The organism is Enterobacter sp. MGH 16, assembly GCF_000493175.1.
Lineage (GTDB): Bacteria > Pseudomonadota > Gammaproteobacteria > Enterobacterales > Enterobacteriaceae > Enterobacter > Enterobacter roggenkampii.
Genome location: NZ_KI535695.1, coordinates 3769476 through 3794459, shown reverse-complemented (window position 1 = coordinate 3794459; position 24984 = coordinate 3769476). Strand labels below are relative to the sequence as shown.

At 56.8% G+C, this 24984-nt stretch carries 23 protein-coding genes; 9 read left to right on the top strand and 14 right to left on the bottom strand.

The features are described 5' to 3' along the window. Nucleotides 1–84 precede the first annotated feature (84 nt). The 4 genes from pfkA to L362_RS05090 all read left to right on the top strand — a co-directional run bounded on the left by pfkA (nt 85) and on the right by L362_RS05090 (nt 4484). The gene (gene pfkA / locus L362_RS05075) at nt 85–1047 is read left to right on the top strand and encodes a 6-phosphofructokinase (protein WP_008501816.1); all 963 of its coding nucleotides are present in this window, start codon (nt 85–87) and stop codon (nt 1045–1047) included. Nucleotides 1048–1265: 218 nt separating this feature from the next. Further along, nucleotides 1266–2255: a sulfate ABC transporter substrate-binding protein gene (locus tag L362_RS05080; RefSeq protein WP_021242803.1), complete on the top strand. Its 990-nt coding sequence runs from the start codon at nt 1266–1268 to the stop codon at nt 2253–2255. A 107-nt stretch (nt 2256–2362) separates the two neighbouring features. Next, on the top strand, nt 2363–3106 hold the full coding sequence (locus tag L362_RS05085) for a CDP-diacylglycerol diphosphatase (RefSeq protein WP_023345112.1): 744 nt from the start codon (nt 2363–2365) through the stop codon (nt 3104–3106). Nucleotides 3107–3179: 73 nt separating this feature from the next. Further along, entirely contained in the window at nt 3180–4484 is a 1305-nt protein-coding gene (locus tag L362_RS05090; protein WP_023345111.1) for an SLC13 family permease, read from the top strand. 81 nt (nt 4485–4565) lie between these two features. On the opposite strand, the gene tpiA is transcribed toward L362_RS05090, so the two are convergent. Continuing rightward, entirely contained in the window at nt 4566–5333 is a 768-nt protein-coding gene (gene tpiA, locus L362_RS05095) for a triose-phosphate isomerase (RefSeq protein WP_003862019.1), read from the bottom strand. 111 nt (nt 5334–5444) lie between these two features. After that, nucleotides 5445–6041 (bottom strand): DUF1454 family protein, encoded by a 597-nt coding sequence (locus tag L362_RS05100; RefSeq protein ID WP_021242806.1) that lies wholly within the window; start codon nt 6039–6041, stop codon nt 5445–5447. Between the two features lie 112 nt (nt 6042–6153). Here L362_RS05100 and L362_RS05105 point away from each other — a divergent pair, with 112 nt between their 5' ends. Beyond that, nucleotides 6154–6573, top strand: a complete 420-nt coding sequence (locus L362_RS05105) for a DUF805 domain-containing protein (protein WP_008501811.1) — start codon at nt 6154–6156, stop codon at nt 6571–6573. On the opposite strand, the gene fpr is transcribed toward L362_RS05105, so the two are convergent. The 4 genes from fpr to L362_RS05125 form a co-directional block, all read right to left on the bottom strand. Beyond that, nucleotides 6574–7320 (bottom strand): ferredoxin--NADP(+) reductase, encoded by a 747-nt coding sequence (gene fpr, locus L362_RS05110; RefSeq protein ID WP_008501810.1) that lies wholly within the window; start codon nt 7318–7320, stop codon nt 6574–6576. A gap of 96 nt (nt 7321–7416) precedes the next feature. After that, complete coding sequence (gene glpX / locus L362_RS05115; protein WP_023345110.1) at nt 7417–8427, bottom strand: class II fructose-bisphosphatase; 1011 nt, start codon at nt 8425–8427, stop codon at nt 7417–7419. A 123-nt stretch (nt 8428–8550) separates the two neighbouring features. Beyond that, a complete protein-coding gene (gene glpK / locus L362_RS05120; RefSeq protein WP_008501808.1) occupies nt 8551–10059 on the bottom strand; it encodes a glycerol kinase GlpK in 1509 nt (502 codons plus the stop codon). Between the two features lie 21 nt (nt 10060–10080). After that, nucleotides 10081–10926, bottom strand: coding sequence for an MIP/aquaporin family protein (locus tag L362_RS05125; RefSeq protein ID WP_023345109.1), 846 nt, complete (start codon nt 10924–10926; stop codon nt 10081–10083). A gap of 409 nt (nt 10927–11335) precedes the next feature. Between L362_RS05125 and zapB the strand changes: the two genes are divergently transcribed. Then, nucleotides 11336–11575: a septal ring assembly protein ZapB gene (gene zapB, locus L362_RS05130; protein ID WP_008501806.1), complete on the top strand. Its 240-nt coding sequence runs from the start codon at nt 11336–11338 to the stop codon at nt 11573–11575. A gap of 583 nt (nt 11576–12158) precedes the next feature. Here zapB and rraA read toward each other — a convergent pair. From rraA to priA, 7 genes are all read right to left on the bottom strand, one after another. Then, nucleotides 12159–12644, bottom strand: coding sequence for a ribonuclease E activity regulator RraA (rraA, locus tag L362_RS05135; protein ID WP_008501805.1), 486 nt, complete (start codon nt 12642–12644; stop codon nt 12159–12161). A 92-nt stretch (nt 12645–12736) separates the two neighbouring features. Continuing rightward, the gene (gene menA / locus L362_RS05140; protein WP_008501804.1) at nt 12737–13657 is read right to left on the bottom strand and encodes a 1,4-dihydroxy-2-naphthoate polyprenyltransferase; all 921 of its coding nucleotides are present in this window, start codon (nt 13655–13657) and stop codon (nt 12737–12739) included. A 68-nt stretch (nt 13658–13725) separates the two neighbouring features. Beyond that, entirely contained in the window at nt 13726–15060 is a 1335-nt protein-coding gene (hslU, locus tag L362_RS05145) for an HslU--HslV peptidase ATPase subunit (RefSeq protein WP_008501803.1), read from the bottom strand. Between the two features lie 9 nt (nt 15061–15069). Beyond that, nucleotides 15070–15600: an ATP-dependent protease subunit HslV gene (gene hslV, locus L362_RS05150; RefSeq protein ID WP_008501802.1), complete on the bottom strand. Its 531-nt coding sequence runs from the start codon at nt 15598–15600 to the stop codon at nt 15070–15072. 94 nt (nt 15601–15694) lie between these two features. After that, nucleotides 15695–16684: a cell division protein FtsN gene (gene ftsN / locus L362_RS05155; RefSeq protein ID WP_032635441.1), complete on the bottom strand. Its 990-nt coding sequence runs from the start codon at nt 16682–16684 to the stop codon at nt 15695–15697. 93 nt (nt 16685–16777) lie between these two features. Beyond that, nucleotides 16778–17803: a DNA-binding transcriptional regulator CytR gene (gene cytR / locus L362_RS05160; protein WP_023293597.1), complete on the bottom strand. Its 1026-nt coding sequence runs from the start codon at nt 17801–17803 to the stop codon at nt 16778–16780. A gap of 119 nt (nt 17804–17922) precedes the next feature. Beyond that, nucleotides 17923–20118 carry a primosomal protein N' gene (gene priA / locus L362_RS05165; protein ID WP_023345108.1) on the bottom strand — a complete coding sequence of 732 codons (2196 nt, stop codon included), beginning with the start codon at nt 20116–20118 and terminating at the stop codon, nt 17923–17925. A 200-nt stretch (nt 20119–20318) separates the two neighbouring features. On the opposite strand from priA, the gene rpmE reads away from it, so the two are divergent. Beyond that, a complete protein-coding gene (gene rpmE / locus L362_RS05170) occupies nt 20319–20531 on the top strand; it encodes a 50S ribosomal protein L31 (protein ID WP_003862040.1) in 213 nt (70 codons plus the stop codon). Nucleotides 20532–20579: 48 nt separating this feature from the next. On the opposite strand, the gene metJ is transcribed toward rpmE, so the two are convergent. After that, a complete protein-coding gene (metJ, locus tag L362_RS05175) occupies nt 20580–20897 on the bottom strand; it encodes a met regulon transcriptional regulator MetJ (protein ID WP_003862042.1) in 318 nt (105 codons plus the stop codon). A gap of 276 nt (nt 20898–21173) precedes the next feature. Here metJ and metB point away from each other — a divergent pair, with 276 nt between their 5' ends. Together metB and L362_RS05185 are read left to right on the top strand one after the other, a co-directional pair. After that, nucleotides 21174–22334, top strand: a complete 1161-nt coding sequence (gene metB, locus L362_RS05180) for a cystathionine gamma-synthase (RefSeq protein WP_021242813.1) — start codon at nt 21174–21176, stop codon at nt 22332–22334. Between the two features lie 2 nt (nt 22335–22336). Continuing rightward, complete coding sequence (locus tag L362_RS05185) at nt 22337–24769, top strand: bifunctional aspartate kinase/homoserine dehydrogenase II (RefSeq protein WP_023293594.1); 2433 nt, start codon at nt 22337–22339, stop codon at nt 24767–24769. Nucleotides 24770–24984: the final 215 nt, after the last annotated feature.

The window sequence follows — 24984 nt, the reverse complement described above, 5'->3', positions numbered from 1 at the left end:
ATATACTATTTGCAGTATTCGTTGGTCGATAAGTTTCTTCCGGCAACAGATTTCAATTTTGCATTCCTAAGTTCAGAGGTAGTCATGATTAAGAAAATCGGTGTGTTGACAAGCGGCGGTGATGCGCCGGGCATGAACGCGGCAATTCGTGGGGTTGTCCGCGCGGCGCTGACGGAAGGTCTGGAAGTTTTTGGTATCTATGATGGTTACCTGGGTCTGTATGAAGACCGTATGGTTCAGCTCGACCGTTACAGCGTGTCTGACATGATCAACCGTGGCGGTACCTTCCTTGGGTCTGCGCGCTTCCCGGAATTCCGTGACGAACACGTTCGTGAAGTGGCTATCGAGAACATGAAAAAACGTGGACTGGACGCCCTGGTGGTTATCGGCGGTGACGGCTCGTACATGGGTGCAAAACGTCTGACTGAAATGGGCTTCCCGTGCATCGGTCTGCCGGGCACTATCGACAACGACATCAAAGGCACCGACTACACCATCGGTTACTTCACCGCGCTGGGCACCGTTGTGGAAGCGATTGACCGCCTGCGTGACACCTCTTCTTCCCACCAGCGTATCTCTATCGTTGAAGTGATGGGGCGTTACTGCGGTGACCTGACCCTGGCTGCGGCAATTGCGGGTGGCTGTGAGTTTGTCGTGGTTCCGGAAGTGGAATTCAGCCGTGAAGATCTGGTAGCTGAAATCAAAGCCGGCATCGCGAAAGGCAAAAAACATGCGATCGTGGCTATCACCGAGCACATCTGTGACGTAGACGAGCTGGCGAAGTACATCGAAACCGAAACCAAGCGTGAAACCCGTGCGACCGTACTGGGGCACATCCAGCGTGGCGGTTCCCCTGGCCCGTATGACCGTATTCTGGCGTCCCGTATGGGCGCGTACGCAATCGAACTGCTGCTGCAGGGCCACGGCGGCCGCTGCGTCGGTATTCAGAACGAGAAACTGGTTCACCATGACATCATCGACGCGATTGAAAACATGAAGCGTCCGTTCAAAGGTGACTGGCTGGACTGCGCGAAAAAACTGTACTGATCGGCGTTTGGTTTGTGCCGGGTGGCGGCTTCGCCTTACCCGGCCTACAAAAGCATGGTTCGTAGGCCCGGTAAGCGAAGCGCCACCGGGCTTTTTTTGTCCGCACCATTTGCCTTTTTATTCCACTACGTTATAGCCAATCTTTTTTTATTCTTTAATCCTCGATTCGCTTTCTGGCACGCTGCATTCATCAAAACACTACACAAGAGAGCTGGGCGATGAATAAATGGGGCGTGGGTTTAACATTATTGCTGGCATCGACCAGCGTTCTGGCTAAGGATATCCAGTTACTGAACGTGTCATACGACCCGACGCGTGAACTGTATGAACAATACAACAAAGCGTTTGCGGCACACTGGAAGCAGGAAACCGGCGACAATGTCGTGGTTCGCCAGTCTCACGGTGGTTCTGGCAAGCAGGCGACCTCCGTCATCAACGGTATTGAAGCCGACGTGGTAACCCTGGCGCTGGCCTACGATGTTGACGCGATCGCCGAGCGTGGCCGTATCGACAAAAACTGGATCAAACGCCTGCCGGATAACTCCGCGCCCTACACCTCGACCATCGTTTTCCTAGTACGTAAAGGCAACCCGAAACAGATCCATGACTGGAATGACCTGATTAAGCCGGGCGTGTCAGTTATTACCCCTAACCCGAAAAGCTCCGGCGGCGCACGCTGGAACTATCTGGCCGCCTGGGGCTATGCATTGCACCACAACAACGGTGACCAGGCTAAAGCCCAGGAGTTCGTGAAAGCGCTGTACAAAAACGTCGAAGTGCTGGACTCCGGCGCGCGCGGTGCAACCAACACCTTCGTGGAGCGCGGCATTGGTGACGTGCTGATTGCGTGGGAAAACGAAGCCCTGCTGGCGACCAACGAACTGGGTAAAGATAAGTTTGAGATCGTGACCCCAAGCGAATCTATTCTGGCTGAGCCGACCGTTTCCGTGGTCGATAAAGTGGTGGAAAAGAAAGACACCAAAGCGGTGGCGGAAGCCTACCTGAAGTACCTCTACTCGCCGGAAGGTCAGGAGATTGCAGCGAAGAACTTCTACCGTCCACGCGATGCGGCTGTGGCGAAGAAATACGACGGCGAATTCCCGAAACTGAAGCTCTTCACCATTGATGATGTTTTCGGTGGCTGGACGAAAGCGCAGAAAGAGCACTTCTCTAACGGCGGCACCTTTGACCAGATTAGCCAGCGCTGAACATAAATAAACGACACGGTGACCCGGCGTGAGAAATCCGCCGGGTTTTTTATTTGGTCATCATTTTGCGTTACTCTTTTGCCTCTATTGAAAACAGGGAACGCGTTGTGAAAAAAATTATCTTATTGATCCTCATTGTCATCGCCCTTGCCGCTGGCGGCTGGTACTGGATGAAAGCGGGTAATCCGAATGCGTTGCGACATATCGTTCTCGACCAGTGCCTGCCGAATCAACTGCAACACCGTAACCCGGCACCGTGTGCGCAGGTGAAGCCTGACGCAGGCTATGTAGTCTTTAAAGACCGCAACGGGCCGCTGCAATACCTGCTGATGCCGACATATCGCATCAACGGCACCGAAAGCCCGCTGTTGACCGAAGCGCATACGCCGAACTTTTTCTGGCTGGCCTGGCAGTCGCGTAGCTTTATGACCCTGAAGCGTGGAAGCGAGGTGCCCGACAGCGCCATTTCACTGACGATTAACTCGCCGACAGGGCGCACGCAGAACCATTTTCACATTCATATCTCCTGCCTGCGCCCGGACGTGCGCGAGAAGCTCAACGCCGCACAGGGAGAAATCAGCACCCAGTGGCTGCCCCTTCCTGGCGGCCTCGAAGGGCATGAGTATCTTGCTCGTCGGGTGACGGAGAATGAACTGGTGCAGCGCAGTCCGTTCATGATGCTGGCGGAAGAGCTGCCGGAAGCGCGCGACCATATGGGGCGCTTCGCGCTGGCAATGGCGCAGCAGTCAGATGGTTCGTTTGTGTTGCTGGCCACCGAGCGCAACCTGCTGATGCTTAACCGCGCGTCGGCTGAGGAACTGCAGGATCATCAATGCACTATCCTGAATTGACCCCACCATAAATAGCGTTTACTCGCCCTGCCTGTCGCCGTAGACTTGCTGAAAAATTCTACAGGAGACAGGTATGTCGCTCTGGTCAACGTATCCTCTGTTGCTGCCTTCACTGATTGTGGGCGTCACCATCATACTATGGGCGACGTCGCTATTGCCTGAGTTCATTACCGCGCTGCTGTTCTTCACGGCGGCAATGACCGCGAAGATCGCCCCGCCGGAGACGATCTTCGGTGGTTTTGCCTCGTCGGCTTTCTGGCTGGTCTTCAGCGGCTTCGTGCTCGGCGTGGCGATACGTAAAACCGGGCTGGCGGACCGTGCCGCCCGGGCGCTGTCGGCAAAGCTCACCGACTCCTGGGTATTAATGGTAGCGAGCGTGGTGCTGCTGAGCTATGCGCTGGCGTTTGTGATGCCATCGAATATGGGACGTATTGCGCTGCTGATGCCGATTGTCGCCGCAATGGCGAAACGCGCCGGTATCGCCGACGGCTCCCGCGCCTGGTTTGGTTTGGCGCTGGCGGTAGGGTTCGGGACGTTCCAGCTTTCGGCGACGATTCTGCCCGCTAACGTGCCTAACCTGGTGATGAGCGGTGCGGCAGAAGGTTCGTACGGCATCCACCTGAACTATGTCCCGTATCTGCTGCTGCACACGCCGGTGCTGGGCATTCTCAAAGGCCTGATCCTGATTGGCCTGATCTGCTGGCTTTTTCCGGGTCATCCCAAACCCCCTCAGAAACAGGTGCCGTCTGAACCCATGGGCCGGGATGAAAAGCGTCTTGCCTGGCTGCTGGCGATAGTGCTGGGGATGTGGGTGACGGAGAGCTGGCACGGCGTGGGGCCCGCCTGGACCGGGCTGGCGGCGTCGGTCATCGTTATGCTGCCGCGCATCGGTTTTATCACCGGGGAGGAGTTTTCTGCCGGTGTGAATATGCGCACCTGTATCTACGTTGCCGGTATTCTGGGGCTGGCGATCGTCGTGACGCAAACCGGTATCGGCACGGCGGTGGGCGAGGCGTTGCTCCGTATTATGCCGCTCGATGCAGACCGACCGTTCACCAGCTTCCTGGCGCTGACCGGTATTACCACCGCACTCAACTTCATCATGACCGCCAACGGCGTTCCGGCGCTGTATACCACCCTGGCGCAGAGCTTCTCGGATGCGACCGGCTTCCCGCTGCTGTCGGTGATCATGATTCAGGTGCTGGGCTATTCTACGCCGCTGCTGCCGTATCAGGCGTCGCCGATCGTGGTGGCGATGGGGTTAGGAAAAGTGCCTGCCAGGGCGGGGATGGTGCTCTGTCTGGCGCTGGCGGTGGCAACGTATCTGGTGCTGCTGCCGCTGGATTATCTGTGGTTTAGCCTGCTGGGACGGCTGTAAAAAAGCCCGGTGGCGCTGACGCTTACCGGGCCTACAGAACCGTAGGGCGGGTTAGCGAAGCGCCACCCGCCACAAAGGCAATTACGCCTGTTTAGCCGCTTCTGCCGCTTTAACGATCACCGCGAAAGCGTCCGCTTTCAGGGATGCACCGCCAACCAGCGCGCCATCGATGTCTGGCTGGGTGAACAGCTCAGCAGCGTTAGACGCGTTAACGGAACCACCGTACTGGATGATCACTTGCTCAGCCACTTTGGCGTCAGCTTTCGCAATGTGGTCACGGATGAATTTGTGAACCGCCTGAGCCTGCGCAGGGGTGGCTGATTTGCCGGTACCGATCGCCCAGACTGGCTCGTAAGCGATAACCGCGCCTTCGAACGCTGCTGCGCCCTGCGTTTTCAGCACTGCGTCGATCTGACGTGCGCACACTTCTTCAGTTTTGCCCGCTTCGTTTTCTGCTTCGGTTTCACCGATGCACAGAACCGGGATCAGACCCTGCTCTTTCAGCACGGCGAATTTCTTCGCGATGAACTCGTCGGATTCTTTGTGATAGGTGCGACGCTCGGAGTGGCCGATGATGATGTATTTCGCGCCGATATCTTTCAGCATTTCAGCGGACGTTTCACCGGTGAACGCGCCAGACAGGTTAACGTCAACGTTCTGCGCGCCCAGAATGATGTGGCTGCCGTCAGCGGCACGTTTAGCCAGATCCAGGTACATATCCGGCGGAGCGATAGCAACCGCGCAGCCGGTCACGCCAGCCAGCTCTTTACGCAGGTTCGCAACCAGTTCGTTTACCATGTGGCGGCTGCCGTTCAGTTTCCAGTTACCCATCACTAAAGGATGTCGCATTTCAATTCTCCACGCTCAATAAGCGAATTAAGGAATATGGCCACCCTGTCGGGCAGCATGGTCTGTGAATCAGTATAGAGATTTTCCCTCGAAAGGCTTTGCTTTTTGTCATTAATTCGCCCCGCCGAGGGTGTCAGATAGTGCCAGCTTAATCGGTTCAACAGCGAAGGTCAGTCCTTTTTCGCCGTTGTCCGCCACAACATAGCGGATCGCGCCTTCGGTATCGGCGTAGTAACGCTTATTTTTACCGGCGGTGAGGAGTTTTTGCAGCTTTTGCTGGCTTTGCTTTTTCGTCAGCGCAGGGGTAAACGCCTGCAATACCGCGCTCATGTACTCCAGTGCTTTCGCCTTCGCGGCTTTCTGCTCTGGGCCCTGTATCGGCAGCCAGGTGATTTGCATGCTTTTGATTTTTAACGTCCCGCGCTCCAGCGCCGTGGAGGCATACAAATTCTCGTTAATCTTGCTTGCCGCACGGGTCAGGGTAGGCGTGTCGCGGGGGCCATCAATGGCACGAAACTCATCCAGCGGCAGCGTGGGGTTGGCCTGATTGAAGGCTTCACGAAACTGGCTGATGGACTGATCGAACGACGGTGCGCCCGCCAGCAGGTACGGTGCTGTGGTCGGGGCTGTGGTTTCGGCGGCGTGCAGGGTAAAACCCGCGCTGAGCAGCGCTAAACACAGGAATAGAGAATGTGCCGAACTTTTCATCAACATTGCCCCTGGCCGTAAGTGCTCATGATTAAAACGATATCTGGTCGGCTTGTCAAAAGGTCACAACTCCAGGGTAAAATGCGGGCTAAACGATAATAAGGAACCTTACATGACCATACAGCAGTGGCTGTTTTCATTCAAAGGGCGTATTGGACGCCGTGATTTCTGGATCTGGATGGTGACGTGGGTTGTCGCCATGCTGCTTCTGTTTTTCGTCGCCTATAACGCGTGGCTGAGCACGCAAACGGCGGCCTTCGCGCTGGTCTGCCTGCTCTGGCCAACGGCGGCTGTCGTGGTGAAACGCCTGCACGATCGCGGCCGCTCCGGCGCGTGGGCATTTCTGATTATTCTGGCGTGGATGCTGGTGGCGGGAAACTGGGCGATGCTTCCGTCCATCCTGCCGTGGGTGGTGGGCAGGCTGCTGCCGTCGGTCATCTTCGTGATGATGGTTGTCGATCTGGGCGCGTTTATTGGCACCCAGAGCGAAAACAAATACGGTAAAGACACCGTTGAGGTGAAATACCGCTGATCACCAGTAGTGTTCGGCGGTCATATGGCCCGGTCGGCGGCGAAGATGTTTCGTCATCTGCCGGGTATCCTTCAGAAGCTGCTGCGTGTCGCGTACCATCTGCGGGTTGCCACACAGCATGACGTGGCTGGTTTCAGCCGTCATCGGTAAACCCACCGCCTCTTCCAGGGCACCATTCTCAATTAACGCCGGCACGCGACCGGTCAGCGTTCCTGCTACGGTTTCGCGGCTGACCACCGTCTGAATCTTTAACTTTCCGCCGTACTGCTGTTCCAGCGCCTGCATCTGCGGCAGGTAGCTCAGGTCTGCGGCGTAGCGCGCAGCGTGAACCAGCACGATGTTTTTAAATCGCTCCAGGTCTTTGCCGTACTGCAAAATAGAGAGATAAGGGCCGATGGCCGTACCGGTTGCCAGCATCCAGAGCGTGTCACAATCCGGGATCTCTTCGAGCACAAAGAAGCCTGCTGCTTCACTCACGATTTGCACCTCGTCGCCGGGCTTGAGGGCGGCAAGGCGCGGGCTGAGTTTACCGTCAGGAACGGTGACCAGATAGAACTCGAGATCCGGGTTATCAGGCGCGTTAACGTAAGAGTAGGCGCGCTGCACGCGCTCGCCGTCGACATCCAGCCCCAGCTTCGCAAATTGCCCGGCTTTAAACGGGTGGACGGGAGCATGCAGGGTGAGACTAAATAGCGCATCGGTCCAGAACTGTATCTTTGTGACTTTACCTGTTACCCAGTCCGCCATGATCTTCTCCTGTGCTGTTTCTCTGTTCTATCTTCCGTACTTAACGGGGAGATTTCCAGCCCATTTGGGCCGGAAAGCTCTATCGATCAAACGGTTTTACATAATGTGCGTCTGTACGTCCGGGTCTTTGCGGTCGAGATAGTGGATAGACTGGATGCGGCGAATGGTGCGTGATTTTCCGCGGATCAGCAGCGTTTCAGTGGTGGCCATATTGCCCTTGCGGCTGATGCCGTCCAGCAGATCGCCTTTGGTGATACCTGTCGCCGAGAAGACCACGTTATCGCTGCGCGTCATATCATGCAGCGCCAGCACTTTGTTGGCCTCGATGCCCATCGCTTCGCAGCGTGCCAGCTCGTTTTCCCCGATACGGCGGTTCTCTTCGCTGTCGCCTTTCACCTCGTGGCGGGGCAGCAGACGAGCCTGCATATCGCCGTCCAGCGCGCGGATCACTGCCGCAGAGACTACGCCTTCCGGCGCGCCGCCGATGCCGTACAGCACGTCTACTTCGCTGTCCGGCATGCAGGTCAGGATCGAGGCGGCAACGTCACCATCCGGAATGGCAAACACGCGCACGCCGAGCTTTTGCATCTGCGCGATGGTGGCGTCGTGGCGCGGTTTGGCCAGAATGGTGACGGTGAGTTCGCTCAGCGGTTTGTTCAGCGCGCTGGCGACGTTACGCAGGTTCTCTTCCAGCGGCAGGCTGAGGTCGATTGCGCCTTTCGCACCAGGACCGACAATCAGCTTTTCCATGTACATATCCGGCGCGTTAAGGAAGCAGCCCTTATCGCCCACGGCCAGCACCGCCAGGGCGTTGGCCTGACCCATTGCGGTCATGCGCGTGCCTTCGATCGGGTCGACGGCGATATCCACGGCATCACCTTTGCCGGTACCGACTTTTTCACCGATGTAGAGCATTGGCGCTTCGTCGATCTCACCTTCGCCGATCACGATGGTGCCGTCGATGTTGACCTGGTTAAGCACAATGCGCATGGCATGGACGGCTGCGCCGTCTGCGGTATTTTTGTCACCACGACCCAGCCACTTATAGCCTGCAAGGGCAGCCGCTTCGGTGACGCGGGAAAACTCGATAGCAAGTTCACGTTTCATGAGGTACTCGTACAATCAAAAGGAATTGCACGAAGTTTATCACAGAGTGGGGAGGGGCGAGGGGACCGGTGCGGTCCGGGCCCCTCACCCTGACCCTCTCCCCGGGGGAGAGGGAATATATGATTACTCTTCGTGCTCTTCCCACGCCAGGGCGCGTTTCACCGCTTTCTTCCAGCCGCTGTAGCGGAAGTTACGCTCGGTGGTTTCGATGCCCGGGCGGAATTCGCGTTCGATCACCGCTTTTTCCTGCAGCTCGTCCAGGTTCTGCCAGAAGCCTACCGCCAGACCGGCAAGGTATGCCGCGCCCAGCGCCGTGACTTCACGCACTTCAGGACGCTCAACGCGGGTGCCCAGAATGTCGGACTGGAACTGCATCAGGAAGTTATTCGCGACCGCACCGCCGTCCACGCGCAGGGCGTGCAGACGAATGCCGGAGTCCGCCTGCATCGCTTCCAGCACGTCGCGCGTCTGGTAGGCGATGGATTCCAGGGTGGCGCGAATAATGTGGTTAGAGTTAACGCCACGCGTCAGGCCAAAAATTGCGCCGCGTGCATACGGATCCCAGTACGGCGCGCCCAGACCGGTGAATGCAGGCACCACGTACACGCCGTTGGTGTCTTTCACTTTGGTCGCGAAGTACTCGGAGTCGAACGCATCGCTGATCAGCTTCATCTCGTCGCGCAGCCACTGGATAGACGCACCGGCCATGAACACTGCACCTTCCAGGGCATAGTTCACTTCGCCGCGCGGGCCGCAGGCGATGGTGGTCAGCAGGCCGTTTTCTGATTTCACCGCTTTCTCGCCGGTGTTCATCAGCATAAAGCAGCCGGTGCCGTAGGTGTTCTTCGCCATCCCTTCTTTGACGCACAGCTGGCCGAACAGCGCCGCCTGCTGGTCACCGGCAATACCGGCGATAGGAATACGGGTGCCGCCTTTACCGCCGATGTTGGTCTGGCCGTAAACCTCAGAAGACTTGCGCACGTCAGGCAGCATCGCGCGTGGGATATCCAGCGCGTCCAGCATCTTGTCATCCCACTCCAGGGTGTTGATGTTGAACAGCATGGTACGCGAGGCGTTGGTGTAGTCGGTGACGTGGACGCGTCCCTGGGTCATCTTCCAGATAAGCCAGGTGTCGACGGTGCCGAACAGCAGCTCGCCGCGTTTTGCACGTTCGCGTGAACCTTCCACGTGGTCGAGGATCCACTTCACTTTGGTGCCAGAGAAATACGGGTCAACCACCAGACCGGTGGCGCTGCGCACGTACTCTTCCATGCCGTCGCGCTTCAGCTGCTCGCAGATCTCAGAGGTACGGCGGCACTGCCAGACGATGGCGTTGTAAATAGGCTTACCGGTTTCACGTTCCCAGACAATCGTCGTTTCACGCTGGTTAGTGATACCAATCGCGGCAATCTCGTCGGAACTGATATCGGCTTTTGCCAGCACTTCGACCAGCGTGGAGCTTTGTGACGCCCAGATCTCCATTGGGTCGTGTTCGACCCAGCCTGGACGAGGATAAATTTGCTCAAATTCGCGCTGTGACACGCTGACGATGTTCGCGTCATGATCCATTACGACAGCGCGGGAGCTGGTAGTGCCCTGGTCGAGCGCAACGATATATTTTTTTTCGGTCATGGTATGTGTCCCGTAGTCAGATTACAGCGAAGCTTTTTGTTGTGCGGTAGAAGTCGTTTCCTTCTCCTCTTCCACACAGGTGTCGCACGGTAAATGGCGACCAATTAATTTGCGGTAGCTGAACGCACCCAGCGCAGCCCCGACAACTGGCGCAAACAGCGGTACCAGGAAGTAAGGAATGTCTTTGCCACCGGTGAAGGCGACGTCGCCCCAGCCTGCGATAAAGGCGAACGCTTTAGGTCCGATATCACGCGCCGGGTTCATCGCGAAGCCGGTCAGCGGGCCCATGGAGGCACCAATCACCGCAATCAGCAGGCCAATCAGCAGTGGGGCCAGCGGGCCGCGCGGAATGCCGTTTCCGTCGTCGGTCAGCGCCAGGATAACGCCCATCAGAATAGCGGTAATCACCATTTCAACTGCGAACGCCTGCACAAAATTGATATGCGGGTTTGGATAGGTTGAGAAGATGCCTGCCAGATCCAGACTTTCGACGCTGCCGCGCACCATATGATGCGTCTGTTCGAAGTCGATGAAAAGATTGTAATAAAGCCCGTAAACTAACGCCGCTGCGCAAAACGCGCCGGCAAACTGAGAAAGAATGAAAGGAACTACTTTGCGTCCGTCGAAGCACGCGAACAGCCACAGTGCGATAGTCACCGCCGGGTTAAGATGTGCACCAGACACCCCTGCAGTCACGTAGATGGCCATCGCCACGCCCAGACCCCAGATGATACTGATTTCCCACTGACCAAAACTGGCACCCGCCACTTTCAGTGCAGCGACACAGCCCACTCCGAAGAATATCAACAACCCGGTACCAAGGAACTCGGCAATGCACTGGCCTTTTAAGGTTGATGTCTGACTCATAATCGGAATCCTGAAGAAATTGATGTTTATTGTTAGCATGGCCGCCCGTGACAGCCACGATGCCCTGTAGACATAGTGTTAATTTATCGTTAACGAGCAAAAACGAGAAATATCGAAATCGAAATGTGTGGTCTGTGTCAATAAAATGAGCGTTTTCGCGCCATAAAGCACATTTTTGCAGCAGTACAGGATCAGTACAGGAATGTGAGCTGAATCATTTCATTAACGAATCAGTTAACAATTTAGGGGTATATGACGCGAACGCACCAGGACCAGACCTAAAAGTGTTGCAAACCGCGATCTGCGCGGAGTGTCGCTGGACACAGAGCGCCGCGCTCCATACAATCGACGGTATATGTCGTGCGCGTTTAGTTAAAGCGTCGCCTTGCAATTCAGGAGAGGTAGCATCATGTCTTTAGAAGTGTTTGAGAAACTGGAATCGAAAGTACAGCAGGCGATTGACACCATCACCCTGCTGCAGATGGAAATTGAAGAGCTGAAAGAGAAGAACAACAGCCTGGCGCAGGAAGTACAGAACGCGCAGCACAGCCGCGAAGAACTGGAGCGCGAAAACAACCAGCTGCGCGAACAGCAGAACGGCTGGCAGGATCGCCTGCAGGCGCTGCTGGGACGTATGGAAGAGGTTTAATTCCCATTGGGATTAATGAGTAGGCCGGGTAAGGCGAAGCCGCCACCCGGCTTTTTTTATGGTTTGATGTCAGTCGGCGATCACCATAAAAAAGGCCGCCAGAGGCGGCCTTAACGCTACTTGTCCTGCGCTATCATAGTAAAAGCAACGAACACATTCGGTTCATCACTCTTTACAACGAGTACGCTGGCGACAATGAACGCGATACATAAATAGCGTTTCATTATGCGGTCCCTGCAGCTAACCGCTCCACCGTTCACCACCGGTGATAAGTCGGTGGACACAAGCCTGATCAAGGGTTGCTTTACGGTTGTGAAGACACCTTTCCCTGGACCGATGCCCATGTGCGAGATGGCGGAAAGGGACGCAGCATCATAGTCAGCAACAGTAGCGTAGTTAAGGTCTGTATAGATAATTAGGAATTTATAAAGGGTCGAGGGGATTACCTGAGATTTGAATCAGGGTAAGATAAAAACCCTGGTCAAAGGTTGCAAGCCTTCCCAACGGACCGCGAATCCCGAGGGACAAAAAAACCGCCACATTGCTGTTGGCGGTTTTTTTATGGTCCACGCTTACGGTTTTATTACTCGATATCCAGGGGATCTTCGGAAAGGATAATGCCGGTATTATCGGCGTAGAGATGGTCGCCGGAGAAGAAGGTCACGCCGCCGAAGTTAACGCGCACGTCGCTTTCGCCGATGCCGTCACCTGCCGCCCCTACCGGTATGGCCGCGATGGCCTGAATCCCGATATCCAGGTCTTCCAGATCGTCCACCTGACGCACGGAACCGTACACCACAATGCCTTCCCACTCGTTTTGTGCGGCAATACCGGCCAGCTCAGCATCAATCAATGCGCGGCGTACGGAACCACCGCCATCGACCACCAGTACGCGGCCACGGCCGTTCTGTTCGAGCAGATCGTACAACAACCCGTTATCCTCGAAACATTTCACCGTGACGATCTGTCCGCCAAACGACGACCGCCCACCAAAGTTGGAGAACAGCGGTTCAACGACGTTGACATCTTCCTGGTAGATGTCACAAAGCTCGGAGGTATCGTATTTCATAGGTTTAACGCTCAGTTGCTGCGAATGTGTTCAGTATATCGTGCGAAATGCGTTGTTGGCAAAATCATCAATTGTTAATTGATATTTGTCAGCTAACTGAGCGTCTGGCTTAAGACAATCCCGATGACGAACAACAGGTTAGTCAGCAGCGCGCCTTTTACCGTGCGCTCCAGCATCGGCGGCATGGCGGCCGGGCTGCGTTCACGCATCACAAAACGGGCCTGCTTAATCAGCAGCGGCGCGGCAAGCACAAACAGCCAGCCCCACAGACTGTGCAGGGAAATCAGGTTAAACAGCGCCAGGCAGACCAGAGCACCCATCAGCAGGCAGGCATGGTAGCGACGCGCATTCACCGGCCCCAGACGGACCGCCAGGGTGTTTTTGCCGTTCTCCCGGTCGCTGTCGATGTCGCGCAGGTTGTTGATGTTGAGCACCGCGGTCGCCAGCAGACCGCAGGCGGTCGCAGGCAGGAACAGCGCAGGGATCACCGTATGCGCCTGTAAGTACCAGCTTCCCATCACGCTCAGCCAGCCGAAGAACACCAGTACGGAGATATCCCCGAGCCCAATGTAGCCGTAAGGACGCGTGCCGACGGTGTAGGTGATGGCTGCGATAATGGCCAATAAACCCAGCACCAGGAAGCCAATAAAATCGCTGGGGGTCTTAGACGCCACTGTCACCAGCGCCAGACCCGATAAACAGATCAGCACCACGGTGATAATCAGCGCGCGCTTCATCTGCGCCTGGGTAATCACCCCTTTTTGCATCCCACGCAGCGGCCCGATACGGTCAGGTTTGTCGCTGCCTTTCACCGCGTCGCCATAGTCGTTGGCGAGGTTGGAGAGAATTTGCAGCAGGCCGGCGGTAATCAATGCCAGCGCGGCAACCAGCGGATCGAAATAACCCTGCCACCAGGCAAGCGCCGTACCGACGATAATCGCGGCAAAGGCCAGAGGGAGTGTTTTAGGGCGCAGACTTTCGAGCCACGCCTGAGTACGGCTGATGTCAGTCATAAGTATTTAGCCAATAAAAATGGGGGCATTAGCCCCCATTAATCGTGATGAGAATCCAGTAACCGCGATTATAGGATAAAACGGCTCAGATCTTCATCTGCCACTAACGCATCCAGATGTTTACTCACATATTCTGCGTCAATGGTAACGGTTTGACCGTTCAGATCGCTCGCGTCGTAAGAGATATCTTCCACCAGGCGTTCCAGCACGGTATGCAGACGACGCGCACCGATGTTTTCGGTGGTTTCGTTCACCTGCCATGCAGCCTGGGCAATACGTTTGATACCGTCTTCGGTGAACTCGAGGTTCACGCCTTCGGTTGCCATCAGCGCTTTGTACTGAACGGTTGCAGAGGCGTTTGGCTCGGTCAGGATACGTTCGAAGTCTTCGGTAGTCAGCGCCTGCAGCTCAACGCGGATAGGCAGACGGCCCTGCAGTTCCGGGATCAGATCCGACGGGCTGGCAACCTGGAAGGCACCTGATGCGATAAACAGGATGTGGTCCGTTTTCACCATGCCGTGCTTGGTTGAGACGGTGCAGCCTTCTACCAGCGGCAGCAGGTCGCGCTGAACGCCTTCGCGGGATACATCCGGGCCGGAGCTGTTGCCGCCGCGCTTACAAATTTTGTCGATTTCGTCGATAAACACGATACCGTGCTGCTCAACCGCGTCGATAGCGTCCTGCTTCAGCTCTTCCGGATTCACCAGCTTCGCCGCTTCTTCTTCAATCAGCAGCTTCATCGCGTCTTTGATTTTCAGCTTACGCGTTTTTTGCTTCTGACCGCCCAGGTTCTGGAACATGGACTGCAGCTGGCTGGTCATCTCTTCCATGCCCGGAGGTGCCATGATTTCCACACCCATTGGCGCGGCAGCGAGATCGATCTCAATCTCTTTATCATCCAGCTGGCCTTCACGCAGCTTTTTGCGGAACGCCTGACGCGCAGCGGACGGTTCCGCCTGCTGTTCAGCCTGACCCCAGTTGTTTTTTGCCGGTGGGATCAGCACGTCGAGAATGCGCTCTTCGGCCATCTCTTCCGCACGGTAGCGGTTTTTCTCAATGGCCTGGACGCGCACCATTTTGATCGCCGAGTCGGTCAGATCGCGGATGATGGAGTCCACTTCTTTACCCACATAGCCCACTTCGGTGAACTTGGTGGCTTCAACTTTGATGAACGGTGCGTTGGCCAGCTTCGCCAGACGACGGGCGATTTCGGTTTTACCGACGCCGGTCGGGCCGATCATCAGAATGTTTTTCGGCGTAACTTCGTGGCGCAGCTCTTCGTCAAGCTGCATACGACGCCAGCGGTTACGCAGGGCGATAGCCACGGAGCGCTTGGCGTTATCCTGGCCGATGATGTGTTTGTTCAGTTCGCTGACAATTTCGCGTGGGGTCATTTCAGACATGGGAGATCCTTACGCTTTGGAGGTCAATTCTTCGATGGTGTGGTTGTGGTTGGTATAGATGCAGATATCACCTGCAATATCCAACGCCTTCACCGCGATATCACGCGCGTTCATGTCGGTATTTTCCAACAGTGCGCGGGCAGCAGCCTGGGCATAAGGGCCGCCAGAGCCGATGGCAATCAGGTCATTTTCCGGCTGAATCACGTCACCGTTACCGGTGATGATCAGCGATGCGGTCTCATCGGCGACCGCCAGCAGCGCTTCGAGCTTGCGCAGCATGCGGTCGGTACGCCAGTCTTTCGCCAGCTCAACGGCGGCTTTCACCAGATGACCCTGGTGCATTTCCAGTTTACGTTCAAACAGTTCAAACAGCGTGAAGGCATCCGCCGTGCCGCCTGCAAAGCCGGCGATCACTTTGTCGTTGTAGAGACGACGCACTTTCTTCACGTTGCCTTTCATGACGGTATTACCCAGCGTGGCCTGGCCATCACCGGCGATTACCACATGGCCGTTACGGCGTACACTTACTATTGTTGTCACGAGCAGACCCCCTGGTTACAGAATCGGGAAACAGAAGCCCTGAGCCTGTGCCCAGGGCTGAATTAAATGATAGATGGGGGGGATTTTGGGGGTTTCAACCCCCGGAGGCGAGTCGAATGCAGTTTGTGTGACCGGCGATTTTCAAACGAGAAAGGGTGCCATCGGCATTTTCTTTGCCTTTGACCGGACCAATCACCACGCGATTCCAGCCGTTATTGGTGGTAATACGCGAATCAAACCCTTCAAAGGCCAGCTGCGCGCGCACCGTTTCCGCCTGCTCCGCACCTTTGAACGAACCGCACTGTACCATCCAGCGACGTTCGTCTTTTTTCTCCGCCGTCTGCTTCGGCGCTTCGGTCTCTTTCGTTACCGGCGCGGCCTGCTGCGTTTTCGGCTGCTGGGCGGTGGTATGCGCTGGCGTCTGGAGCAGATCCTGATACGGCTGAGCCGCCTGCTTCTGCGGCTGCGTTTTAGGCTGCTGCTGGACAGGCTGAGACTGCACCGTACGCGTCGGCTGCTGATACGGCTGTTCCGTGACCCGCGGCTGTGCCTTAGGCTGCTGTACCGGCTGAGTTTGCGCCCACTGCTGTTGCTGCTGAATCTGCTGTTGTGCCTGGCGACGCTGCAGCGTTTGCTGACGCTGTTCCGGCGTCTGCTCATTCCACGGCACTTCGTTCAGCTGCGTAGGCTGCTGGCGCATATCGGCCTGCATTTGTGCCAGCAGCTGACGCTGTTCATCCGTCAGCTGATTCGCATTCTGCACTTCACCACCCGCAGAAGGTTCCGTTGGCGCACGTACCCCAGGCTGACGGCTTTCCAGCTCTTTGATATAGCGCCAGCGCTCTTCAGGCTTCGGAGGGAGGCCATTTCCGGCGACTTTACTGGCCTGAAGCGCCTCGGACTCTTCTTTTTTATGGTGCGTGATAAAGTACAGGCCACCAATAAAGGCGACGACTACAGCCGCAGCAATAGCGACCATTGCTGGCGAGACAGCAGGCAGGTTACGTTGCTTTTTTCTTGAGCTACTCTTTTTGCGTCGCGAAGGTGCCGGCTGGCCGCGACGTACATAATCTCGTTGTGCCACTATCGTTTCGCTGTATTTATTCGTTCGTCAGTCCGCCATGTTACTTAAGCGGCGGGGCTTTGACCAGATAAGGGTATCCGAAAGACGTTTACTTTAAGTCAATGCCTGGGTCGTGCCGCGGACGATCAGTTCGCAGTCCAGCAACCGTGAACCGCTGCTAACTGTTTGACCGTGAAGCTGATCCAGCAGAAGCAGCATCGCTTCGCGGCCGATTTGGTAGCGCGGCTGAGCGACCGTTGAGAGCGGCGGATCGCAAAATTCCGAAAGCGAAATATTATCAAAACCGATGATGGATAAATCTTTCGGTATGCGAAGGCCGCGGCGTTTGGCATACGATAATGCGCCCAGCGCCATCACGTCGCTGTGGCAAAATACGGCGGTTGGCGGCTCAGGCAGGTCCAGAAGTTTCTCCAGCGCCTGTCCACCGGCTGCGAAGGTAAAATCACCGCGCGCAATGTAGTGCGGATCGACGGTCACGCCGGTACGTCGCAGCGCCTGAACGTAACCCTGCAAACGGTAGTGACACAGCGGCATCTCTTCCGGTCCGGCGATGCAGCCAATACGCTTATGCCCCAGCTCCTGGAGATAGTTTACGGCGTTGAACGCGGCGGTAAGGTTATCGATATGGACCGTCGGCAGCTCCAGCTCTGGCGCAAACTCGTTGGCCATGACCATCGGCGGTAAATTACGCTGCTCTTCGATGCTGGCATCAAACGGCAGGCGAGAGCCAAGCAGCAGCATGCCGTCGATCTGCTTGGTGATAATGAGGTCGATGAAGGTTTTTTCCTGCTGGTTCTGATGGGCGCAGTCGCCAATCAGCACCAGGTACCCCTGTTCCGCCGCGGTGACTTCAATACCGCGGATAATCTCGCTAAAGAAAGGGTCACAGATGTCCGGCACAATCACCAGGATGGTGCGCGATTCGTTGCGTTTGACGTTACGTCCCATTGCCTGCGGAAAATAGCCCACTTCAAGCGCAGCCTGCTCCACCCGGTTACGGGTCGCCTGGGAGACTTTGTCCGGGTTCATTAATGCGCGGGATACTGTTGCCGTAGAGACCTGTGCTTTCTGGGCAACGTCTTTCATGGTCGCAGCCGCAACCTCTTTCCTGGACTTCAACGTCTTCTCCTCGCCTGAACACCGAACTTCTGACATCACCATTTTTACAGATAGTTAATGGAATCGGTTACAGAATTTTCATAAAAAGTGTGAGGAGCGTTAAATTTTTCGATCCAGCTTCAGCCTTCGATAGGGTCGACGTCCAGCACCCACTTCACTTTTCGCGCTTCGGGCAGGGTGTTAATCAGCACCAGCGCGCCGCTAACAATCTGCTGAAGACGAATGCGCGAGGGGTGCTGGAGCAAGATCTGCCAGCGGAAACGGCCGCCGCGTTTTGGCGCGAGGGCAGGCACCGGGCCCAAAATCCACAGCTGACTATCCACCAGCGGGCTGGCCTGCAGGAGGTTTCTCAGCTGCTGCAGGAAAAGTGGCGCCTGCTGGTTGTTATGATCTTCCGCGCGGATGATGACGTGGCTGGTCCACGGGGGTAGCTGCATGGTCTGGCGTTCGGCCAGCGCCTGCTCGGCAAAGGCGTCATAGCCTTTGTGCAGCAGGGTTTGCAGCAGCGGGTGCTCCGGGTGGTGCGTTTGCAGCACCACTTCGCCCTGTTTACCGGCGCGTCCTGCACGCCCTGCAACCTGGGTGTAAAGCTGGGCGAAGCGCTCGGCTGAACGAAAATCTGCCGAGAACAGCGCGCCGTCCACGTCCAGCAGGGCGACCAGCGTCACGTCCGGGAAGTGGTGGCCTTTGGCCAGCATCTGGGTGCCAATCAGGATGCGCGCGCCACCGCGATGCACTTCCGCCAGCTGCTGTTCGAGTGCGCCTTTGCGGCTGGTGGTGTCCCGGTCGATACGCGAAATCGGCACGTCCGGGAAAAAGGGCCCAAGCGCCTGCTCCAGCTGTTCCGTCCCCAGACCGACCGGCACAATATGCGTTGAGCCACACGACGGGCACTGGCGCGGCACCGGACGCTGGCTGTCGCAGTGGTGGCAGCGCAGATGACGCTGGGCCTGATGGAAGGTGTAGTAGTGATCGCAGCGCGGGCACTCGGCAATCCATCCGCAGTCGTGGCACAGCAGGGCAGGTGCAAATCCGCGACGGTTGAGGAACAGAATGACCTGATTCCCCGCCTGCAAATGCTGGCGCATGCGGGTGATAAGCGCGGGCGCTAGCCCCGCCTGGACCTGCTGACCTTTCAAATCCAGCACGTGCTGAATGGCCGGACGGGCATTCCCCGCGCGACGCGTCAGGCGCAGCATGTGGTATTTACGCTGGCGCACGTTGTGCAGCGTTTCGAGCGCAGGCGTGGCGGATCCCAGAACAATGGGAATTTGCTCGCTGTGCGCGCGGTAGACGGCCAGATCGCGGGCGTGATAGCGCCAGCCTTCCTGCTGTTTATAGGAGCTGTCGTGCTCTTCGTCGATCACGATTACGCCAAGATTTTTAAACGGCGTGAACAGCGACGAGCGGGTGCCAATTACAATCGCCGCTTCGCCGTTTTTCGCTTTCAGCCAGGCGCTGAGGCGCTCGCTGTCGTTCAGGCCGGAGTGCAGAACCTCAACCGGCGCGTTAAAGCGCTCGCGGAATCGGGCGATGGTTTGCGGCGTCAGGCCAATTTCCGGCACCATCACCAGCGCCTGTTTGCCCTGCGCGAGCACGTTTTCCAGCACGCTCAGGTAAACTTCGGTCTTGCCGGAACCGGTGACCCCAGCCAGCAGCCAGGCAGAGAAACGATCGGAGGCGCTATGAATCGCGCCTACCGCGGTGGCCTGCTCAGTATTCAGACGCAGGCGATCCCCTGAAACGGAGAAATTTTCCCGCCAGTCGTAAAGGGCAGGCGCCTCGCTTGCCAGGTCGCTCAGCCCTTTCTTTCTTAATGCCTGTAGCGCCGTTTCGCTGACCTCAAGCTCGTCGACCTGATGCCGCCAGATTTTTCCCTGACGCAGCGCCGCCAGCGCCTGCTGCTGTTTCTGCGAGCGCTTCAGGCTGTTGATGTCGACGGCCTGGCCTTCCTCCGTGGCAAACCAGTACCACATCGGCGCATGGCTGGCGCTCTTGCCCTGACGCAGCATAATTGGCAGGGCGTGGAACAGGACGTCGCCGATGGGGTGATGATAATAATCCGCCGCCCACAGCAGCAGTCGCCAGGTGCTGGTGGAGTAGACGGGCTCGCTGTCCAGCACCTCAACGACCGATTTCAGTTCGTTAAGCGGCAGTTCGCTCTTATCGCTGACGGAGACGACGATCCCCACGCGCTGCTGTTTGCCAAACGGCACGGTCACGCGACAGCCCGCTTTGGCGCTCATGCTGTCGGGCAGCAGATAGTCAAAGGTGCGGGGAAGCGGAACGGGCAGGGCAACGTGAGCGACGGGCATCGAATCTTCCTGACTTGAAAAGTGGCGCGTTAGTATACACATTAGTAAAAGCGGCGTGCGGATCAGTTTGCATACGTTGGTCAAATTCTGTATGATTCGCCGCCTTTGGTGTACTTTACGCCAAAGAACTTACAATCAACATCGCGTGGTGTCTGGCGTTAGGGCTGGAAGAGCGACGCGGCCTTAACTGAGGTTCTCCCATGAAAAAAGATATTCATCCGAAATACGAAATGATTACTGCAAACTGTTCTTGCGGTAACTCTATCCAGATCCGCTCTACCGTGGGTCACGATCTGAACCTGGACGTGTGCGGCAAATGCCACCCGTTCTACACTGGTAAGCAGCGTGATGTTGCAACCGGTGGCCGTGTTGACCGCTTCAACAAGCGTTTCAGCATCCCGGGCGCTAAATAAGTTTCCCGAAAAAAAGGCACCGCAAGGTGCCTTTTTTGTATCCGCTTCTCAGTATTCCCACGTCTCCGGGTCAATCCCCAGTTCACGCATGATCACCTTCGCCTCTTCCGGGATTTCATCACTACGCTCTTTGCGCAGATCGTCATCGTTCGGCAACGGTTGACCGGTAAACGCATGCAGAAACGCTTCGCACAGCAGTTCGCTGTTGGTTGCGTGGCGCAGGTTGTTCACCTGACGACGCGTACGTTCATCGGTGAGGATCTTCAACACCTTCAGAGGAATGGAAACCGTAATTTTCTTTACTTGCTCACTCTTCTTACCGTGCTCAGCGTATGGGCTGATATATTCGCCGCTCCATTCAGCCATGAGATACCTTTAATCCTCTCAGTCATTTATCTAAAGGTGCAAAACCAGTAACCACCCGTTTTGAACCGCAATCTTGCCTAGTTTACCGTAGAGACGATACCGTGGCACGGATATTGCCGCTGCAGCGTGCACTAAAGCATATAATTTTAACGGCTATTTGCGCATTGCTCAATCTATACGCAAAGAAGTTTAGATGTCCAGATGTATTGACGTCCATACTTTCAATGTTTACTCTGGTGCCTGACTTTTCACCTCATTCGCCAGGAAGCCCTCACCATGACGCGTAAACAGGCCACTATCGCAGTGCGTAGCGGATTAAATGATGACGAGCAGTACGGCTGCGTTGTCCCGCCCATTCATCTTTCCAGTACCTACAATTTCACCGGATTTAATGAACCCCGTGCGCATGACTACTCGCGTCGTGGCAACCCTACGCGTGATGTAACCCAGCGCGCGCTGGCCGAGCTGGAAGGGGGCGCAGGCGCCGTATTAACCAACACGGGGATGTCCGCCATTCACCTGGTGACCACGGTGTTCCTTAAACCCGGCGACCTGCTGGTTGCGCCGCACGATTGCTACGGCGGCAGCTATCGCCTGTTTGATAGCCTGGCAAAACGCGGCTGCTATCGCGTGCTGTTTGTCGATCAAAACGATGAACAGGCGCTGAAACAGGCGCTGGCAGAGAAACCGAAGCTGGTTCTGGTAGAAAGTCCAAGCAATCCATTGTTGCGCGTTGTCGATATTGCGAAAATTTGTCAGCTCGCAAGGGATGCGGGAGCGATAAGTGTAGTGGATAATACGTTCCTCAGTCCGGCCCTTCAGAACCCACTCGCACTGGGTGCCGATCTGGTATTGCATTCATGCACTAAATATCTGAACGGCCATTCTGACGTGGTAGCAGGCGTGGTGATTGCCAAAGATCCTGACGTTGTCACCGAACTGGCATGGTGGGCCAATAATATTGGCGTCACCGCAGGCGCCTTCGACAGCTACCTGCTGTTGCGCGGCATCCGTACGCTGTCGCCGCGTATGGACGTGGCGCAGCGTAATGCTCAGGCGATTGTCGACTTCCTGAAAACACAGCCGCTGGTGAAGAAGCTGTATCACCCGTCGCTGCCGGAAAACCAGGGGCACGAGATTGCCGCGCGCCAGCAGAAAGGGTTTGGCGCGATGTTAAGTTTTGAACTGGACGGTGACGAGCAAACGCTGCGTCGCTTCCTGAGCGGGCTGTCATTGTTTACGCTGGCGGAATCCTTAGGTGGGGTTGAAAGCTTGATCTCCCACGCCGCGACCATGACGCACGCAGGTATGGCACCCGAAGCACGTGCCGCCGCCGGGATTTCTGAGACGTTGCTGCGGATCTCAACCGGTATCGAAGATTCTGAAGATTTAATTGCCGATCTGGAAAATGGCTTCCGGGTCGCAGCCAAGGGGTAATCATGAGTGTGATAGCGCAGGCAGGGGCGAAGGGTCGTCAGCTGCACAAGTTTGGTGGTAGTAGTCTTGCTGATGTGAAATGTTACCTGCGTGTCGCAGGGATCATGACGGAATATTCACAGCCGGGTGACATGATGGTTGTCTCGGCGGCGGGCAGCACCACCAACCAGTTGATTAGCTGGCTGAAACTGAGCCAGACCGATCGCCTTTCTGCGCATCAGGTGCAACAGTCATTACGTCGCTATCAGAGCGAATTGATTGCCGGCCTGCTGCCTGCGGACGTGGCGGACGGGCTGATCAGCGCCTTCACGCACGATCTTGAGCGTCTGGCTGCCCTGCTGGACAGCGGCATTACCGATGCGGTGTATGCCGAAGTGGTGGGCCACGGTGAAGTATGGTCCGCGCGCCTGATGGCTGCGGTTCTGCAACACCTGGGTGTGGACGCCGCCTGGCTTGACGCGCGTGATTTCCTGCGTGCCGAACGCGCCGCGCAGCCGCAGGTGGATGAAGGGTTATCCTACCCGCTGCTGCAACAGCTGCTGGTGCAGCACCCGGGCAAACGCATTGTGGTTACCGGCTTTATCAGCCGCAGCAACGCGGGTGAAACCGTGCTGCTGGGCCGTAACGGCTCCGACTACTCGGCGACGCAAATCGGTGCTCTGGCGGGCGTGTCCCGCGTCACCATCTGGAGCGACGTGGCCGGTGTTTATAGCGCGGACCCGCGCAAAGTAAAAGATGCCTGCCTGCTGCCGCTGCTGCGCCTGGATGAAGCCAGCGAGCTGGCGCGTCTGGCGGCACCGGTGCTGCACGCCCGTACGCTGCAGCCGGTTTCCGGTAGCGATATTGACCTGCAGCTGCGCTGCAGCTACACCCCGGATCAAGGCTCCACGCGCATTGAGCGCGTGCTGGCCTCTGGTACCGGGGCGCGTATTGTTACGAGCCACGACGACATCTGCCTGATTGAGTTCCAGGTTCCTGCGGGCCAGGACTTCAGGCTGGCATATAAAGAGATCGACACGATCCTGAAACGCGCCCAGGTGCGTCCGCTGGCCGTGGGTGTTCATAATGACCGCCAGCTGCTGCAGTTCTGCTATACCGCAGAAGTGGCGGACAGCGCGCTGAAAATTCTGGATGAAGCAGGCCTGCCGGGCGAACTTCGCCTGCGTCAGGGGCTGGCGCTGGTGGCGATGGTGGGCGCGGGCGTCACCCGTAACCCGCTGCACTGCCACCGCTTCTGGCAGCAGCTGAAAGGCCAGCCGGTAGAGTTCACCTGGCAGTCGGAAGAGGGCATCAGCCTGGTTGCCGTTCTGCGCAAAGGGCCAACCGAAAGCCTGATTCAGGGTCTGCATACCTCTCTGTTCCGCGCGGAAAAACGCATCGGCCTGGTGCTGTTTGGTAAAGGCAACATCGGTTCCCGCTGGCTGGAGCTGTTCGCCCGCGAACAGGTCACGCTCTCGGCGCGTACCGGGTTTGAATTTATTCTCGCAGGCGTGGTGGACAGTCGCCGCAGCCTGCTGAACTACGAAGGGCTGGATGCCAGCCGCGCGCTTGCCTTCTTTAATGATGAAGCCGTTGAGCAGGATGAAGAGTCGCTGTTCCTGTGGATGCGCGCGCACCCGTACGACGATCTGGTGGTGCTGGACGTGACCGCCAGCGAACAGCTTGCCGATCAGTATCTTGATTTCGCCAGCCACGGTTTCCACGTCATCAGTGCGAACAAACTGGCGGGGGCAAGCAGCACCGATAAATACCGCCAGATCCACGACGCGTTTGAAAAAACCGGCCGTCACTGGCTGTATAACGCCACCGTGGGCGCGGGCCTGCCGGTAAACCACACCGTGCGCGACCTGATTGAAAGCGGTGACAGCATTCTGGCGCTGAGCGGTATCTTCTCCGGTACGCTCTCCTGGCTGTTCCTGCAGTTTGACGGCACCGTGCCGTTCACTGACCTGGTGGATCAGGCGTGGCAGCAGGGCTTAACGGAACCCGATCCGCGCGTTGACCTCTCCGGTAAAGACGTGATGCGTAAGCTGGTGATCCTGGCGCGCGAAGCCGGTTATGACATCGAGCCGGATTCCGTCCGCGTCGAGTCGCTGGTGCCTGCCGGCTGTGAAGAGGGTTCTGTGGATCATTTCTTTGAAAATGGTGAAGAGCTTAACGAGCAGATGGTGCAGCGTCTGGAAGCGGCGAACGAGATGGGGCTGGTGCTGCGCTACGTGGCACGTTTTGAGGCCAACGGAAAAGCGCGCGTCGGTGTCGAGGCGGTGCGTCCTGAACATCCGCTGGCGGCGCTGCTGCCGTGCGATAACGTCTTCGCCATCGAAAGCCGCTGGTACCGCGATAACCCGCTGGTGATCCGCGGCCCGGGCGCCGGGCGCGACGTCACCGCAGGGGCGATCCAGTCCGACATCAACCGTCTGGCTAAGCTGCTGTAAAAACTCAATTTCCCTCTCCCTGTGGGAGAGGGTTAGGGTGAGTGCAGTCTGATGCACTCACCCCCATCATGAATTTCCCTCACATTCCCTGAGCAAACCTCACCGTTATTGTTGATTATTTCTATTGACGTCCCTCCGCTTTTCCGTCATTTTTACATCTGGACGTCTAAACGTATAGAAGTTCACAACACAACAGACAATGACACGCGATTGAT

Excerpts from the sequence above, each read along its gene's own strand:
- pfkA (WP_008501816.1), top strand. The coding sequence starts at position 85 with ATGATTAAGAAAATCGGTGTGTTGACAAGCGGCGGTGATGCGCCGGGC.
- L362_RS05080 (WP_021242803.1), top strand. The coding sequence starts at position 1,266 with ATGAATAAATGGGGCGTGGGTTTAACATTATTGCTGGCATCGACCAGC.
- L362_RS05090 (WP_023345111.1), top strand. The coding sequence starts at position 3,180 with ATGTCGCTCTGGTCAACGTATCCTCTGTTGCTGCCTTCACTGATTGTG.
- tpiA (WP_003862019.1), bottom strand. The coding sequence starts at position 5,333 with ATGCGACATCCTTTAGTGATGGGTAACTGGAAACTGAACGGCAGCCGC.
- L362_RS05100 (WP_021242806.1), bottom strand. The coding sequence starts at position 6,041 with ATGAAAAGTTCGGCACATTCTCTATTCCTGTGTTTAGCGCTGCTCAGC.
- L362_RS05105 (WP_008501811.1), top strand. The coding sequence starts at position 6,154 with ATGACCATACAGCAGTGGCTGTTTTCATTCAAAGGGCGTATTGGACGC.
- fpr (WP_008501810.1), bottom strand. The coding sequence starts at position 7,320 with ATGGCGGACTGGGTAACAGGTAAAGTCACAAAGATACAGTTCTGGACC.
- glpX (WP_023345110.1), bottom strand. The coding sequence starts at position 8,427 with ATGAAACGTGAACTTGCTATCGAGTTTTCCCGCGTCACCGAAGCGGCT.
- glpK (WP_008501808.1), bottom strand. The coding sequence starts at position 10,059 with ATGACCGAAAAAAAATATATCGTTGCGCTCGACCAGGGCACTACCAGC.
- L362_RS05125 (WP_023345109.1), bottom strand. The coding sequence starts at position 10,926 with ATGAGTCAGACATCAACCTTAAAAGGCCAGTGCATTGCCGAGTTCCTT.
- zapB (WP_008501806.1), top strand. The coding sequence starts at position 11,336 with ATGTCTTTAGAAGTGTTTGAGAAACTGGAATCGAAAGTACAGCAGGCG.
- rraA (WP_008501805.1), bottom strand. The coding sequence starts at position 12,644 with ATGAAATACGATACCTCCGAGCTTTGTGACATCTACCAGGAAGATGTC.
- menA (WP_008501804.1), bottom strand. The coding sequence starts at position 13,657 with ATGACTGACATCAGCCGTACTCAGGCGTGGCTCGAAAGTCTGCGCCCT.
- hslU (WP_008501803.1), bottom strand. The coding sequence starts at position 15,060 with ATGTCTGAAATGACCCCACGCGAAATTGTCAGCGAACTGAACAAACAC.
- priA (WP_023345108.1), bottom strand. The coding sequence starts at position 20,118 with ATGCCCGTCGCTCACGTTGCCCTGCCCGTTCCGCTTCCCCGCACCTTT.
- rpmE (WP_003862040.1), top strand. The coding sequence starts at position 20,319 with ATGAAAAAAGATATTCATCCGAAATACGAAATGATTACTGCAAACTGT.
- metJ (WP_003862042.1), bottom strand. The coding sequence starts at position 20,897 with ATGGCTGAATGGAGCGGCGAATATATCAGCCCATACGCTGAGCACGGT.
- metB (WP_021242813.1), top strand. The coding sequence starts at position 21,174 with ATGACGCGTAAACAGGCCACTATCGCAGTGCGTAGCGGATTAAATGAT.
- L362_RS05185 (WP_023293594.1), top strand. The coding sequence starts at position 22,337 with ATGAGTGTGATAGCGCAGGCAGGGGCGAAGGGTCGTCAGCTGCACAAG.